Source organism: Hoyosella altamirensis (assembly GCF_014191505.1).
Classification (GTDB): Bacteria; Actinomycetota; Actinomycetes; order Mycobacteriales; family Mycobacteriaceae; genus Hoyosella; species Hoyosella altamirensis.
The window spans coordinates 368,409-383,040 of the sequence record NZ_JACHWS010000004.1 but is presented as its reverse complement, the minus strand read 5'-3'; the positions used below and the strand labels follow the sequence as shown (position 1 = coordinate 383,040).

Genomic DNA, 14,632 nt, shown 5'->3' with positions numbered 1-14,632 from the left:
TCCACTCAAACCAGCACCAAGAGGATTATGAGCCTTCAACTTCCTGCTGACCGCTGGGTTCTCGCAGCTGCACTGTTGCTCATCGCGGCAATTCTGGCGTCCGGCTTGGCTCAGCGTATCCGGATGCCGGGCCTTTTGCTTTTTTTAGGTCTCGGCATGCTCATTTCCGATGACGGACTGGGCCTGGTTTCATTGGCCGATCCTGAGATCGCGCAGATAGTCGGTACCGTAGCGCTGCTGCTCATTCTTTACGAGGGCGGCTTAACCACAAAGCCCAGCGATGTCCGCAGGGCAGCAGCTCCGGGTTTGCTGTTAGCCACAGTCGCGGTGATCATCACGGCGGCAGTGCTGGGCGGAGCCACCTATCTCATCTTGAACGTCGATATTCTGACTGCTTTGCTGATCGGGGCCGTCGTCGCGTCGACCGATGCGGCTGCGGTATTCGCGATGCTGCGCCGCGCGCCGCTGCCCCGCAAAATGTCAGCTCTGCTCGAGGTGGAGTCAGGCGCGAACGATCCAATGGCGATCATGCTGACAGTCGGGCTGATCGCGACCTGGACTGAATCACCGCCCGCAGGTGACTGGATTTCCTTCGCGGTCACCCAACTCGGCGGCGGCCTGCTCATCGGCGGGCTCGTCGGGCTTGCGGGCAGCCGCCTGCTGCTTGTCACCACCCTGGGCCCAGCGGGTGTGTATCCCGTGCTTGCTCTAGGTGTCGCCGGCTTATCGTATGGCCTCGCAGCCGCCGGGGGCGCATCAGGATTCCTTGCCGTATACGTCACCGGGCTAATCGTGGGGGCCCGGGTACCACTGCACAGGCGCGGAATCAGAACGTTCCACGAAGGGTTGGCCAACACCGCAGAAGTGGGCCTGTTCCTAATGCTCGGAATGCTGGTTTTCCCCTCAAGCCTTGTCGATGTCGCCCTCCCCGGCCTGGCAATCGCAGCAGTCCTGATCCTCGTCGCACGCCCCATCGCGGTTGTAGCGTGCCTGATCTGGTTCCCATTCACGTGGCGCGAACTTACCTTCGCCAGCTGGGTGGGGCTGCGCGGCGCTGTCCCGATCTTCCTCGCGACCTTCCCCGCCGTTGCCGGCTACCCAGACGGGGACCTGATCTTCAACATGGTCTTCTTCGTTGTCCTTATCTCCGCACTTGTGCAGGGAATGAGCATCCGCACCGTCGCTAGGTGGCTGAACCTCACACAGGAAGGTGATGTCTGGAGCCCAGTCGCGGAAGGAATCCCTATCGGGGACCTCAACGCTGAACTCGTCGAAGTCCGTGTCACCTCCAGCCTGCCCATCGCCGGAAAATACCTCAGCGAGGTCATGCCCCCCATCGGATTGATCACCACTATCGCCCGCGGGCCCCGGCTGCTCATCCCCACCCCGCGCACCAAACTCCGTGAAGGCGACCTAGTCATCGTGGCGATGCCTCGCCGGCCCGACGCGAACAAAATCGTCACCGCATGGGCCAAAGGTGAAAACACGCCCGACCCAAGCTAGAACCCACCGGGCCGACACGACTCAGAGGAAACTCCAGCAAAGCGTCCCGTGCCACTACCAATTGGTTACGGCTAGGCTCAGATGCAATGGAACCGGTGAGAAATGACCAGAATAGCGGGGACCGAGGCTACAGCGGCAACGCGGTCATTGCCCAGCATCCCCACGGGCGGGGCTCGGACAGCATTGCGCAGCGCCTCGATCTCAACACGGCAGAATACCTTCTGCTCGGGCTAACCGTGTGGTCGTCAAAGAGCAGCGATACGTCCTGGCCTACCGCAGCGACCGGTCTCACCGCCTATGTAGCAGAACGAAAAACGATCAGCTCGCACCCCGGCGGACTGCCCGCTCTCCTCGCTACCGGTGACCCTATCCCGGTACAGCAGTGGCACTACCACTGCGAAAGTACCGAGCTCGGTCAGGCCCATGATGCACTCACCCTCCTAATGCTCGCATCACAGTCCATCCGTATCGAACTATGGTGCCCGGAAATCGCCGAATACGGTATCGCCTCGCTCAACTGGAAAATCACCAATCAGCTCGAGTTCGAACGCCGCGGCAGTAAATGGAACCGAACTCAAGCCGGAGGGCTTGGGTGATCAACAAATTGTGACGCTACGCGTCACACCACGGTGAAGTTAGCCATCATCGCCATATCTTCGTGTTCCAGGTTGTGGCAGTGCATCACGTAACGGCCGCGGAACCCGTCAAAGCGCGCGATTACTTCACATGACTCCATCGGCCCTAGATCAACCGTGTCCTTGAGGCCAGCATCAGACGGTCGCGGTGGACCACTGCTTCGTGACAGCACCTGCATGTGAGCCAAGTGAACATGGACGGGATGCGCAGCAACCGCGCTGAAGCGCCAGATCTCGACATCGCCGTACTTCGGAGTGGCCCAGTCAGTCTCGGTGTCGAAGGGCCGGCCATTGATGGTCCACTGATGCGGGATGAACCCCCCTCCGCGCGCCTGACCAGCACCATGGCCGTGCCCGCCACCGAATTGGAGTGCGAAGATGAAGTCGCGGGTGCGCACAGCATCTTCCCGGCGCAGCCACTGGATCTCGGATAGCGTATCGGGCACTCGTGCGTCCTCGTGGGCGTCGCGGACAACTCGGAACTGCATGACCGCGTCCATCGGCCCTGCGCCCAGCGTGTTCCGCACGGTCACCAGGGCGCCGACCGGGTACTGACTAAAATCGACGACTGTGTCCATGCGTTCACCCGGACTGAGGACTATCGAATTCCGGGTTGCCGGTTTCTCCAGCAGACCGCCATCACTGCCGATCTGGATGAAGGTGCCGCCAGGTGCGAGTTCGAGCCGATAGTTGCGCGCGTTAGATCCGTTGAGCCAGCGCAGCCGGTGCAAGTTCCGCGAAACTTCGTGAACCGGCCACGGTGCACCATTCACCAGCATGACGTCGCCGAGAACTCCGGCGAGGTACAACGGCTCCACTCCGGGGACCGACTGATCCGGCGCGAGAGCGGGATACTTGAATTGCGCATCGGAAGTAAAGGAGCGGTCGGCGAGCATCAGTTCCACGTCGCGCTGACCTGAAGGAAGGCCGAGCGCTTCTTCTTCGGCGTCGGTGAGGATGCAGAAACCAGCAAGCCCCGCATACACATTCGGCCCCGTGAAGTCCATCGCATGGTCGTGGTACCACAGCGTCGCGGCACGCTGGTCCATTGGGTACACATACGAACGCGCGCCGATCGTCGTGTTGCCAGGCATTAGCGACGCACGCACGCGGCCTGAATGCGGCAGCAGAACATCAGTCGGGTATCCGTCGTGCTCGGGCGCCATCCGACCCCCATGCAGATGCATCACCGTACCGATGTCGAGGTCGTTCTGTACCCGCACACGTACCGGTGCGCCTCTGCGTGCACGAATCGTCGGCCCCGGAAACATACCGTCGTATCCGGTTACGCGCGTGCGCCTCCCGGGCAGAATCTCCTGCTCGGCGTAGCGCTGCACGAGGCTGATTTCCCCACCGGAGCGCTGGGCTGGACGAGGAAGCGGAACCGCGAACCGGGCAGGCAGCGGGAGTTCACTGGGCACGAGCGCGGCGAGTTGATTGGTCGCCTGCGAACCACGTGCGGTCAGCAGCCCAAGCCCGGCAGCAGCACCGGCCACAACCACGCCACCACCAATACGCAAGAGCTGCCGTCGGCTGACATGAGTCGCCATTCACCCTCCCACTGCCCGGAAATTTCGTTTCGCATTCGCGCTCACAAGCCGATCACACCGTACGATCGGATCCTCACGCACCGTCCACGAGAGAGAACACATGCGACTGTTTCAGTTCTCACTGCCTGCCCTCGCAGCCACCCTAATCCTGACAGGCTGTTCCGATAATGATTCTGGCAGCGCCGAAGTCGCGGGTGGCACCGGCGCGCCGCAAGGGCAGGCGCTGCATCTCGAAGTCTGCGCGGACATGAACGAGTTCCTCGATGACATGCAGAGCCTGCAGGATCAAGCTGGGCTTGGGCCGATCGACCGACGTGAACTCGCGGACGACTTCATGGACTTTATGCGCCGCGACCTCAGCGACTGGGCCGCCGAATGGAACGAGACCGTCGGCGAGGGCGAGCTCGCGATCCGCGAAGACGACCTTCAGTTGTGGGAGGAAGTACCCGCGGATGAGCGCGAAATCATAGAACGGGCAGTTTATGAGGCCGCCGACGGACGCTGCTGACGATTCACCTCGAAGAGCGAGGTACGTGCGCAAGCCTGAAGGCCGGTGACATCCGAGTAGGATCTTGATCAGTGCGTCACGATTCACTGGAGGTCAACCATGAAGCTAGTATTCCGCGCCACTGGCGCATGTGCGGCAGCGGCGGCATTGGCTTTGGCCGGAACCGGTTCCGCGGCCGCGGAGCCGAACGACTGGATCCAGGAAGGGACCTTGGACGTTTTTGCGGTCACGGCCGGCCCGTTCACCGCCGTGGCAGTCACCAATGCCGAACCTGGCTACGTGTGCATCTCCGACCCTGCCGGCGACCCGATTGGCCCTGCCGACGAGTATGGGCAAGCGCTCGTTGACGGGAACGGGTTTGCGGCGCTGACAGTGCCCGGAACCGGCGCTGCTTCGATCACCGTCATTTGTGGGCCTCGGTACTCGGAATGGTCAAATTCCGGAACCGCTGAGCCGCTCGTTCTGAGCTGAGCGGCGCCATCGGGGTAAGACACACCGCCTGAACGACCATCTGCCATAATCGCTAGGTAAGGTTTGCCTAGCCTGCATTGGAGAACGATGGCTCGCCACGACGACTTCTACCTCGCCGAGGTAGTTTCCGCTCATCGCATCACGCCCAACATGATCCGGATCCGGTTCGGTGGGCCCGAACTCGCGAACTTCGAGACGAGCGGCTACCCAGACGAACGCCTCGGCGTGTATTTCCCGAACCCTGGCCGCCCCGCGCCACAACGGCCATCGATCGACAACGGTGCCTGGACCTTCGACGATCCTGACGACGAACCCGAAGGACGAAGCTACACAGTCCGCAAATACCACCACGACCGTGGCGAACTGGACATCGACTTCGTGGTTCATGAAGGCGGAGTGGCGTCCTCGTGGGCGCTGGCGGCAGAGCCGGGTGCCATTGTGGGCCTATCCTCCGCTGATGGATGGTTCAAACCGCCCGTAACCACCCGAAACTATGTACTCGTTGCAGACGCTACGGGGCTACCGGGAGCAGGTCGCATCCTCGAGGAATTGCCCAGCGGCGTCACTGCCACGGTCATCACGGAAATAATCGATCCAGCAGACGTACAGACCGTCTCATCGAGCGCAAGCATCGACTATAGATGGCTTCCCGGCAGCGGCATGGGGCACGGCCCCTCCCACCTTGAGCACGCGATCCGGGCGCTGCCCGCCCCCGGCTCCGACACGTACTACTGGGTCGCGGCGGAGGCTGCAGCAACCCGCAGTATCCGGAAGTATCTGCGCAAAGAGTTGGGGCTGTCGGCCAAAGACATGTGCGTGATCGGGTACTGGCGGGCGAACAAAGAGGATTTCCTGCGTCGCTACGAGCCTGTCCAGGCCTCAATGCTGCAACGGTACGGTCAGCTCGTCGATTCCGGCATCGAGGGTCAAGAGCTCATCGACGCGTGGGATGCCGAACTCGAACGCGCCGGGTTCTAGCGGTTCTAGACTCCGGGCCACTCCCGGGTGGCATCCCAGGCGCGGTGTGTCAGAACAGTCTGGCGAGAAATGCCGCGACCTCGTCGCGGCTGTCAGCGAGCAGTGAAAGGTGATCCGCTGCTGGATGCACCACGAGCTCGACAGGCTGGTTTCGCGCCGCCATTTCAGCGGTAAAACTCAGTACCAGCGGGGCAGGCACCGCAAGATCGGCCAACCCCTGGGCGACCAGCACGGGAGCTGTGTATCCGTCCGTCGGCACGGCGAGATACTCCGCGACCAGGTCCTCGATTCCCGGAATCTCAGCGAGGGGCCGCGCCAGAATTTCGCGCGGGTGCAGGCCCGTTACCGCGTCACGCACAGGCCGGGTGCATCGGACCAGAGTGAGATCGAGTAACTCTCGGCCTCGAGGTGTGAGGTACTCCCCGATGGGCACATCTGGGTAGGTTTCACGCATCCCAGCCATGATCAGCAGCGCATAGACGATAAGCCCCGGCGGCAGCCCGGCCGGTAACTCGGGGTGAGCGAGGGGTACCAGGCGCTCAACATTGACACCAGGAGCCAGCGCGACCGTACCAAGCAGTCGCGCGGCTACATCAGCGTCGATCTGCTGGGCGAAACGACTCGTAAAAAGTGCCGCGTGGCCTCCCTGTGAGTGCCCGATCAGCGCCCATTCCCGCGAAACCGGCAACTCCATTTGATCGAGCGCACGAACCGAATTCACGATGCTCGACGCTTCCGTCATGCCGTGGAGATAGGGATGCACACCAGGTGTGCCCAATCCTTGATAGTCGGTGATCACCAAGGCGTAACCATCACGGAGCCAGCCGGACAGGTACGCCCCCGTGTCCGGATCTTCCGTCCGCGCGGACGGCGCGCAGTGATCGCCGAGCCCAACGGTGCCATGGCCGTACGCGATGAGCTTGAAGCCACCGTCAGGCGGTGGGCTCGCTGGCAGGTACACGGCACCGGTGCTCAGAGCGGGATTCCCGTGCTGATCCGGCGTGGAATACAGAATTCGGTAAGCCTCCCCGCTTCCCGGGATTATTCGGCGCTCGTCGAGTGGATTTGCCGCGAGGAGAATGCCGCTGTCACGGGGGGCGTGCCCTCGATAGTTCCGGACGTCCAGGCCCGACCATAGCGGTCGTTCATCGGGAGGCAGCAGGTCGATCGCATCGTCGATCTGGTCTGCGGACGCACCTGGGCCCGCGGCGGCGAAAGTCAGTAGAGTCAGTGTCACCGCAAGCGCCATGCCGAGGAAACGCTGCGTGTGCCTTGAGTAAGCTACGGCCATCCCACCCCCGCCGGACGTCACAGAACTTCCGCTAACCGTATGAGGCCGTTCGGAATGTCGGCGGCTTCCTGTCAACTCAGTCACGTTTACGCCCAAAATGTCCCAACTACTGGGAAAATAGCTGACACGGAGTCTTCAAGGAGGAGCGATGTCCGACCGCGCTGGCGTTCCTGACGTACCACCACACATGGTGGGGTCAGCGGACTCGGCTGTGGTGCGGCCCGATCCGGAGACCGTCGAGGAGCGTCGCAGCCGCATATCCGCGCAGGTCCGCACGTGGAGCGAGGACGCCTACATCAGCGAAGACCAGATCGACGGAGCGCACCCTGACTTATCCGATGAAGCGGCGCTGCTGATCGCTGTGGGATATCTCGACGACGACATCCGCGAGATCCTCGCCGCTCGTCGCCGAGCGAAGCGCGGGCTGCCTCGAGTCGGAGGCTACTCGGAGTTGCGTGCACTATCCGACGAGCACGCACGGACACTTGCACGGGCGAATGCAGCGAAAACACCCGTCTCGCGGGGCATGCTGAAGTTGCGCGCCGCGGATCTGCACCGCCAGCTTCATTCGAAGCGGGAAGCGTTCGTGAACTCCGATGAGCACTTCGCGAAGACTGCCCGTGCGGCCCGGCGTGACAAACGCGACGGGGTGCATCTCGACACCGAACAGCGCGAAGCCATTTTCGACGCACTGCGCCGCACGCCAGCACCTATGGCACCAGCCCCCGAACACCTCGATCACTTCTTGGGACCGCTAGGGATCACCGCCGAGCAGGTTGCAAAGTTTTCGGAGGGGACACGGCGCTTCATGCTCGGACGGGCCGCGGGTCCGCGGGTTCCCGACTTCATGGCCGCACCAGGACAATTCGCCGACCGATACGACACGTTGCTTTATCTGGCTGGCACTCTCTACGACCGGATCAGCAACTCTTCCGCCTGGCACTCCGAGCACTTCGCGATGCAGCGCGGCCAACTAGACCTCGCCGATGAGCTGATTCAGATCGCCGTTGACACCGCTTCGCTGCGCGTTATTGTCACTGAACTGAATGGCCTCGACGGGGCCAGCAATGAGGTTGCGCGCCAGCATATTCACGAACGATTTGAGGCGCTCGTGCCGGTCTGGGAGCAACTCGTCGAGCGGGTGGCGGCACTCGCAAGGATCGGGGATCTCCTCACCCAAGCCGAATACAAGCTCCGCACCATCAACACGGTTCGGCGGGCCAAGAGCCTCGATAACAAGATCGACGACCTCATCTCCCGGTCCGGCCTGCGGGAACTCTCAGCACAGAACACGCACCAGGTGGGTGATCAGTTCGGGGATGTGGACGTAGCGCTCGACGCCTACCAGGACTTCCTTGGTGGAGACATCGCGGCGCTGACATCGCGCCGATAGTCGTCCGGTTCATTGGGTCAACTCGCGGCCTCCTATGTGTTCGATACGTACACGGAGGAATTGACCTTTATCCCCAGGCGCCCATGGGCGGCGGCGTGGATCAGCTGACCTGACTAGCTCATCGATATCAGTGATGGGTTCTGCTGTCCCAGAAGCAACCACGCTCCATCCGCTGTTATGTTCCGCATCAATCGAATCGACTTCGAAAGCCACACGGACGCCCTGCAGTGTGCTGAAACCACTCCCCTCGTGGGTGCGAATGACAATGGACTCCTTGTCCGCGAGGAAGTAGTTCACTGGGCGAATAGCGGGAGCACCGTCATCAAGGAAAGCAAGCCTGCCGATGCGCCCCTTCTCGAGCAGCGTCAGACATGCGGCCGATTCGATCTCGCGTAGTTCTCTCATTCTGACCTCCAGGAACAGACGGGTAGTACCTGTAATCGTTCCTGCGCGGCGGCACCGCGGGCAGGGACTTTAGTACCCGGTCTGCCGCGCGAACGTCACCTCGGCAACACACCCAAATGTGGCGATAGGTCGCAAATGTCGGACCTTGCATATAGAGTTCCGTCAACAAGAAACGTGAGGCGCCTCACATGCGCCTTACTTCATTTGGGGCGCGGGGGAAGTCAGTCACGGATGCTGTCAGTCCAGAACCTGGAAATCGTGTACGAGGACGTCATCCTCGTGAGCAAAGGCGTGAGCCTGGAGGTCCCGCGCGAGGGCATTGTGGCGCTCCTCGGCGGCAACGGCGCTGGGAAGACGAGCACACTCCGCGCCATAACTGGCCTGCTTGATATCCATCGGGGCCGCATCACCGCAGGCAAGGTCGTGCTGGATGGCACCGATATCACCGAGCGTTCCCCCTCGGAGGTTGTCACTTCGGGTATTTCGCAAGTGATGGAGGGGCGACGGGTTTTCGTCGACTTCACCGTCGAAGAGAACTTGCGGGTCGGGGCGCACACGCAGCCGCGCAGCACAATTGCGGAGAACCTCGACCGGGTGTACACGATGTTCCCTATCCTCGCCGAAAGACGGAAATCGGGTGCTGGCTACCTCTCCGGTGGTGAACAGCAGATGCTCGCCATTGGAAGGGCATTGATGGCTCAACCCGCCTACCTGCTTCTGGATGAGCCCAGTCTGGGATTAGCGCCACGGATCGTCGAACAGATTCGCGACCTGATCGTGCAGATCAACAAGGCGGGGACTGGTGTCCTTCTCGTCGAGCAGAACGCGGCGATGGCCCTGTCGATAGCCAGCCATGGCTACGTCATGGAGAACGGACGGGTCGTGATGGACGCACCCGCAGAGACACTCCGCAACGACTCCGACATCAGAGAGTTCTATCTGGGCCTGAGCAAAGAGGGAGCAGGCGTGTCCTACCGCGATATTAAGCACTACAAGCGGCGCAAGCGGTGGCTCTCATGATGCTGAATGTCGATAACGTCAGCCTGCGTTTCGGCGGCGCGAAAGCGCTTTCGGAGGTCAGCTTCGACGTCGCCCAGGGTGAACTGTTCGCCATTATCGGACCTAACGGTGCTGGCAAAACGTCCATGTTCAACTGTCTTTCCGGCGTGTATAAGCCACAAGAGGGAACCATCACTTTCGACGGAAGGTCGCTCGTCGGCACTCGTCCCGACGCGGTTGCCAGGCTCGGAATCGCACGGATGTTCCAGAACATCGAGTTGTTCGACAACCTCACAGTGCTCGACAACATCAAATTGGGCCGACATATCCATCTTCGGTACAGCACCATCGAAGCTGCATTGCACATCGGGCGGGCACGCAGTCAAGAATTAGCGGCCCGCCGATTCGCTGAAGACTTGATCGAGTTCCTGAGCCTCCAGTCCGTTCGCAACTACCCGGTCGGCATGCTGCCGTACGGCGTCAAGAAGCGGGTCGAACTTGGACGAGCGCTGGCGATGGAGCCGCGTCTGCTACTCCTCGACGAGCCTGTCGCTGGCATGAACGTCGAGGAAACCGAAGATATGGCGCGCTACATCCTTGATATCCGCGCGGAATTGGGCGTCACGATGATCATGGTCGAGCACGACATGAAACTCGTGATGGATCTTGCGGATCGGGTGCTTGTTCTCGACTTCGGTCGCCGCATCGCGCTCGGAAGCCCCGACGAGGTGCAAAACGATCCCGCCGTGCTGGCCGCTTATCTGGGCGAGGAAGGGGGTGCTACCGCGTGAGTTCCACCAAAGTATTGTCTCTGCCTGCACAGATCGCGCAGCGTGCCAGCGAAACTCCGGATACCGTCGCGCTTCGAGAGAAGAACCTCGGGGTGTGGCGGGACATCACGTGGGCGACCTACCACGAGCAGGTGCAGCTTGTTGCGCACGGACTTGCCGACCTCGGAGTGGGTGCGACCGATCGCGTCGGGATCCTCTCCGAGAATCGGCCCGAATGGCTGTTCGGTGACATTGGCGCGCTGACTCTGCGGGGCGTGACAGTTGGCTTCTACTCCACCAATCCTCCAGCGGAGATTGAGTATCAACTCAACGACGCGGGGGTCCGAGTGCTCATAGCGGAGGATCAGGAGCAGGTCGACAAGGTGATGGAGGTGTGGGATCGCTGTCCCGCCCTCGAGCGTGTGATCTACCTCGAGCCCCGAGGGGTCGGGAACTATTCCGAACCCCGGCTTCTTTCCTTCTCAGACCTCCTCGACCGGGGTGCGGCGCACCGGGAGACGCACACGGGCTTCCTCGAAACGATCGCCGCGGAAGCTCAGCCTGACGATATTGCCACGTTGATCTATACCTCCGGGACAACTGGCCCCCCGAAAGGCGCGATGCTTTCCGTCGCGAACATCGACTACGCCATCAGTGCGCTTCTCCGGGATACCGGTCTCGTCGACCCACCGCCCTCTCCTGAGGATGTGTCACTGTCCTTCTTGCCGCTGTGTCACGTCGCCGAGCGCATGTTCACCATCTGGAACAATGCCGCGAACGGACTCGTCGTGCACTTCGCCGAGTCCATCGATACCGTCGCGGCTGACCTCGCGGAGGTTCAGCCCACACTGTTGTTCGCGGTTCCCCGAATCTGGGAGAAACTGCAATCTGGGGTGGCGATCCGGATGATGTCGGCCTCGCCCGTGAAGCGTTTCACCTATCGGGCCGGCACCGGGCTGGGACATAGAATCGCAGAAGCGCGGATCAGCAATGGCGGTGAACACACCCCAACGTCACGAGCGCTGTACGCCCTCGGATATCCCCTCGTTTTCCGGGCCTTGCGCGACAAGCTGGGATTACGCAAAGTACGCGCCGCTATTTCGGGTGCAGCCCCAATTTCCCCGGACATCTTGAGGTTCTTCTCCGCTCTCGGGGTCCCCATGTTCGAGGCCTACGGTATGACCGAGAATTGCGCCGTCGCCACCGCTAGCCGTCGCGGACGGGTCAAACTGGGCACCGTCGGTGAACCGATTCCGGGAATTGAACTCAAGCTTGACGAAAACACAGGCGAGATACTCACCCGTCATCCGGGCAACTTCGTAGGGTACTGGCGCAGGCCCGAGGCAACGGAGAAGACCCTCGATTCCGAAGGCTGGCTGCACACCGGCGATGTCGGCGAGTGGGTGGACGGTACACACATCCGCATCGTCGACAGGCTTAAAGACATCATTATCACCGCGGGCGGCAAGAACATTTCACCGTCAGAGATCGAGAATCAGCTCAAGACGTCCCCTTTCGTCAAGGAAGCCGTCGTCATCGGAGACAAGCGGCCCTATCTCACCGCGCTAGTAGGAATCGACTTCGACTCCGTGTCCGACTGGGCGGCCCGAAAAGGACTGCAATACACCACCTACCGTGATCTTTCGACGAAACCGGAGGTCCTCGATTTGGTTCGCGAGGCCGTCCTTGCGACGAACGCCCGGTTCGCGCGGGTCGAAAACATCCGGAAGTTCCGCATGTTGCTCAAGGAACTCGATCATGATGACGGCGAGCTCACCGCCACCCAGAAGGTTCGGCGCGCCGCACTTGCTGAACGGTTCGGCTACCTCATCGAAGACATGTACTTCGACAACACCCACCATCCCGGCGGGGACCTGAGCCGCGTGCACACCGGTGACGCCTCAGCCAGCGTGCCGGAGGGAAGTGGAGCATGATCGAACTGCTCGACACCATTGTCCGCGGAACTGGCCTGGGCGCCCTGTACGCGCTCATCGCGATCGGTTTCGTGATCATCTTCCGCGCTACCGGTGTACTGAACTTTGCCCAGCCGATCTTCATGATCTTCGGCACTTACATGAGCTACCTGGTCGCCGTTCGGTGGGGGTTGCCGTTTCCGGTCGCTGTCGTCATCGCGGTCTGCGCGGGTGCCGTCGTGGCGATGGCTTGTGAACGCGTCGCACTGCGCCCGATGGTCGGGCGGCCACCGTTTTCGGCCGCCCTGGTTACCGTCGGTTTGTTCGCCGCGGGCCTTGTCGTCACAACGAAACTCATAGGCCATGGCGTCATCACGTCTGGTGATCCGTGGGGTCTGAGCAATTTCTGTCTAGGCGGTGAGCGTCGGGAAGTGGCGGTCGCTATCACTGGCGTTCCCGCAGCCTGCGACGGTGGCGTCAGCGTCGCGCACACCGATCTCGCGAAGATCATCGCTGCGACGCTCGCGATTGCTGCCCTCGGCTGGTGGCTGACTCGGTCCCGATATGGCCTAGCAATGCGCGCCACCGCGAGTGACCCAGAAGTAGCGATGGCTCAAGGCGTTAGTGCTGGAAAGGTGTTCGCCCTCTCTTGGGGCATCGCTGGCGCTTTCGCTGCACTCGCTGGCGTCCTTCTCGGGACCGCGCCAGGCGGGGTCGCCGCGCTCGGGGCACTCATCGCTCTGAAAGCCATTCCCGCGATCATCGTCGGCGGGCTCGACTCGGTCAAAGGCGCAGTGGTGGGCGGTCTCATCGTGGGACTGTCCGAGGCGCTTACAAAGACCTATCAGCCAGGGATCGCTCCCTGGCTCGGCGCGAATTTCGACATCGTCATGCCTTATCTGATCATGCTCGTGGTGCTCATGATCCGTCCACAGGGATTGTTCGGCACCAAGGAGGTGCAGCGCGTATGAGCACGACAACCAGTCCGGGCCTTAACCTCAGTGGACGGCTCGGTGCAGGAGCGGCCCGCGATGAAGCCGCCTCTGTGCCTCGCAAAGTCCGGTGGGGGCGACCGCGGCTCTATACGAAATACTCGAAAGACCAGGCAATATGGAACACCCCCGCGAAGTTGTGGTGGACCGTAGGCCTCATCGTCCTCGCTGTACTGGCGCCGTTCTTCCTCTCACGGGACCTCACGGTCTTGTTGTCGCTTGCGTGCGTGTACGCGATCGGCGGGATCGGCCTCAATCTCCTCACGGGATACGCGGGCCAAGTTTCCCTCGGTCACGCGTTCTTCGTTGGTGTCGGCGCTTACACAGCTGCAGTCTTCGGTGGCGACGCCACGGGACGTGTCTGGGGACTTGGCTGGGATATGGCGCTGTGGCTGCCTCTTGCAGCGATAGTTCCGGCCATCATCGGGTTCCTCGTCGCACCGCTCGCTGCCCGAGTTCGAGGCTTGTATCTCGCCACTCTGACGCTTGCGTTGCTTATGCTGGGTGACCACCTGTTCCGCGAGTGGCGTGCCGTTACTGGTGGATCAGGCGTAGGACGGGCACCCGCGAATCTCACACTGTTTGGTGTGGACCTGTCGACGAGCTACCGGATCGGCGGTTACGTCCTCACCCAGCAGGTGACTGTCTACTTCATCTGCCTCGTCCTCCTCATCGTGCTCGCCGTCGCGGCGCGGAACATTGCGCGGTCCCGCATTGGGCGCTCCTTCGCTGCAGTGCGTGACCGCGACATCGCTGCGGAAGTGATGGGCATCGGACTTCAGCGCACGAAGACTCTGGCATTCGTTCTCTCGTCCGCATACGCCGGCATCTGCGGTGCACTGCTCGCGGTTGTGGTGGGACGAATCAGCGCAGACCGCTGGAACTTGCTTCTCTCGATCGACTTTCTCGCCATCGTGCTCATTGGCGGTATGGCGACAATTTCGGGCAGTCTCATCGGCGCCTGCTTCGTTGTTCTGCTCCCCCGCGTCATTGATGAGTTCTCTCACCTGATCCCGTTCCTCAGTGCGAGCGGGGTAACGGGCGGAGGGCTCACGGTGGACGAGTTCAAGGCAATCGTCTTTGGTCTGCTGATCGTGCTGTTCATCATCGTGGAACCGCGCGGACTATTCGGTTTATGGATGCGAATTAGGAACTACTTCAAAGCCTGGCCATTCTCCCGGTAGCTGAACCATGCAGTCCCATCCATCAGTCCGAACAACAGGG

The 14,632-nt window shown here is 61.6% G+C and carries 14 protein-coding genes; 11 read left to right on the top strand and 3 right to left on the bottom strand.

The annotated features are described in order from the left end of the window. The first annotated feature begins 27 nt into the window (after nt 1-27). A complete protein-coding gene (locus FHU29_RS20730; RefSeq protein WP_064442683.1) occupies nt 28-1,503 on the top strand; it encodes a potassium/proton antiporter in 1,476 nt (491 codons plus the stop codon). 86 nt (nt 1,504-1,589) lie between these two features. Continuing rightward, the gene (locus FHU29_RS20725) at nt 1,590-2,099 is read left to right on the top strand and encodes a hypothetical protein (protein WP_183377635.1); all 510 of its coding nucleotides are present in this window, start codon (nt 1,590-1,592) and stop codon (nt 2,097-2,099) included. A gap of 23 nt (nt 2,100-2,122) precedes the next feature. Here the strand turns inward: FHU29_RS20725 and FHU29_RS20720 are convergent, their stop codons facing one another. Next, nucleotides 2,123-3,688, bottom strand: coding sequence for a multicopper oxidase family protein (locus FHU29_RS20720; protein ID WP_064438264.1), 1,566 nt, complete (start codon nt 3,686-3,688; stop codon nt 2,123-2,125). A gap of 100 nt (nt 3,689-3,788) precedes the next feature. Between FHU29_RS20720 and FHU29_RS20715 the strand changes: the two genes are divergently transcribed. From FHU29_RS20715 to FHU29_RS20705, 3 genes are all read left to right on the top strand, one after another. Next, nucleotides 3,789-4,196, top strand: coding sequence for a hypothetical protein (locus FHU29_RS20715; protein WP_064438265.1), 408 nt, complete (start codon nt 3,789-3,791; stop codon nt 4,194-4,196). A gap of 99 nt (nt 4,197-4,295) precedes the next feature. Then, nucleotides 4,296-4,667 carry a hypothetical protein gene (locus tag FHU29_RS20710; RefSeq protein ID WP_064438266.1) on the top strand — a complete coding sequence of 124 codons (372 nt, stop codon included), beginning with the start codon at nt 4,296-4,298 and terminating at the stop codon, nt 4,665-4,667. Nucleotides 4,668-4,754: 87 nt separating this feature from the next. Further along, nucleotides 4,755-5,645 carry a siderophore-interacting protein gene (locus FHU29_RS20705; RefSeq protein ID WP_064438267.1) on the top strand — a complete coding sequence of 297 codons (891 nt, stop codon included), beginning with the start codon at nt 4,755-4,757 and terminating at the stop codon, nt 5,643-5,645. 49 nt (nt 5,646-5,694) lie between these two features. Here FHU29_RS20705 and FHU29_RS20700 read toward each other — a convergent pair whose 3' ends face one another. Continuing rightward, on the bottom strand, nt 5,695-6,936 hold the full coding sequence (locus tag FHU29_RS20700; protein WP_083962044.1) for an alpha/beta hydrolase family protein: 1,242 nt from the start codon (nt 6,934-6,936) through the stop codon (nt 5,695-5,697). Between the two features lie 148 nt (nt 6,937-7,084). Here FHU29_RS20700 and FHU29_RS20695 point away from each other — a divergent pair, with 148 nt between their 5' ends. Beyond that, a complete protein-coding gene (locus FHU29_RS20695; protein ID WP_341478988.1) occupies nt 7,085-8,329 on the top strand; it encodes a hypothetical protein in 1,245 nt (414 codons plus the stop codon). A 9-nt stretch (nt 8,330-8,338) separates the two neighbouring features. On the opposite strand, the gene FHU29_RS20690 is transcribed toward FHU29_RS20695, so the two are convergent. Then, nucleotides 8,339-8,734 (bottom strand): pyridoxamine 5'-phosphate oxidase family protein, encoded by a 396-nt coding sequence (locus FHU29_RS20690; protein ID WP_064438268.1) that lies wholly within the window; start codon nt 8,732-8,734, stop codon nt 8,339-8,341. Between the two features lie 231 nt (nt 8,735-8,965). On the opposite strand from FHU29_RS20690, the gene FHU29_RS20685 reads away from it, so the two are divergent. The 5 genes from FHU29_RS20685 to FHU29_RS20665 are packed head-to-tail and all read left to right on the top strand — an operon-like array spanning nt 8,966 to nt 14,592. Further along, complete coding sequence (locus tag FHU29_RS20685) at nt 8,966-9,754, top strand: ABC transporter ATP-binding protein (RefSeq protein ID WP_064438269.1); 789 nt, start codon at nt 8,966-8,968, stop codon at nt 9,752-9,754. After that, nucleotides 9,751-10,524 (top strand): ABC transporter ATP-binding protein, encoded by a 774-nt coding sequence (locus tag FHU29_RS20680; RefSeq protein ID WP_064438270.1) that lies wholly within the window; start codon nt 9,751-9,753, stop codon nt 10,522-10,524. The genes FHU29_RS20685 and FHU29_RS20680 overlap by 4 nt, the downstream gene beginning before the upstream one ends. Next, nucleotides 10,521-12,437 (top strand): AMP-dependent synthetase/ligase, encoded by a 1,917-nt coding sequence (locus FHU29_RS20675; RefSeq protein WP_064438271.1) that lies wholly within the window; start codon nt 10,521-10,523, stop codon nt 12,435-12,437. Before FHU29_RS20680 ends, FHU29_RS20675 begins: the two co-directional genes overlap by 4 nt. Further along, nucleotides 12,434-13,387 (top strand): branched-chain amino acid ABC transporter permease, encoded by a 954-nt coding sequence (locus FHU29_RS20670; protein WP_064438272.1) that lies wholly within the window; start codon nt 12,434-12,436, stop codon nt 13,385-13,387. Before FHU29_RS20675 ends, FHU29_RS20670 begins: the two co-directional genes overlap by 4 nt. Further along, entirely contained in the window at nt 13,384-14,592 is a 1,209-nt protein-coding gene (locus tag FHU29_RS20665; protein WP_083962045.1) for a branched-chain amino acid ABC transporter permease, read from the top strand. Before FHU29_RS20670 ends, FHU29_RS20665 begins: the two co-directional genes overlap by 4 nt. Nucleotides 14,593-14,632: the final 40 nt, after the last annotated feature.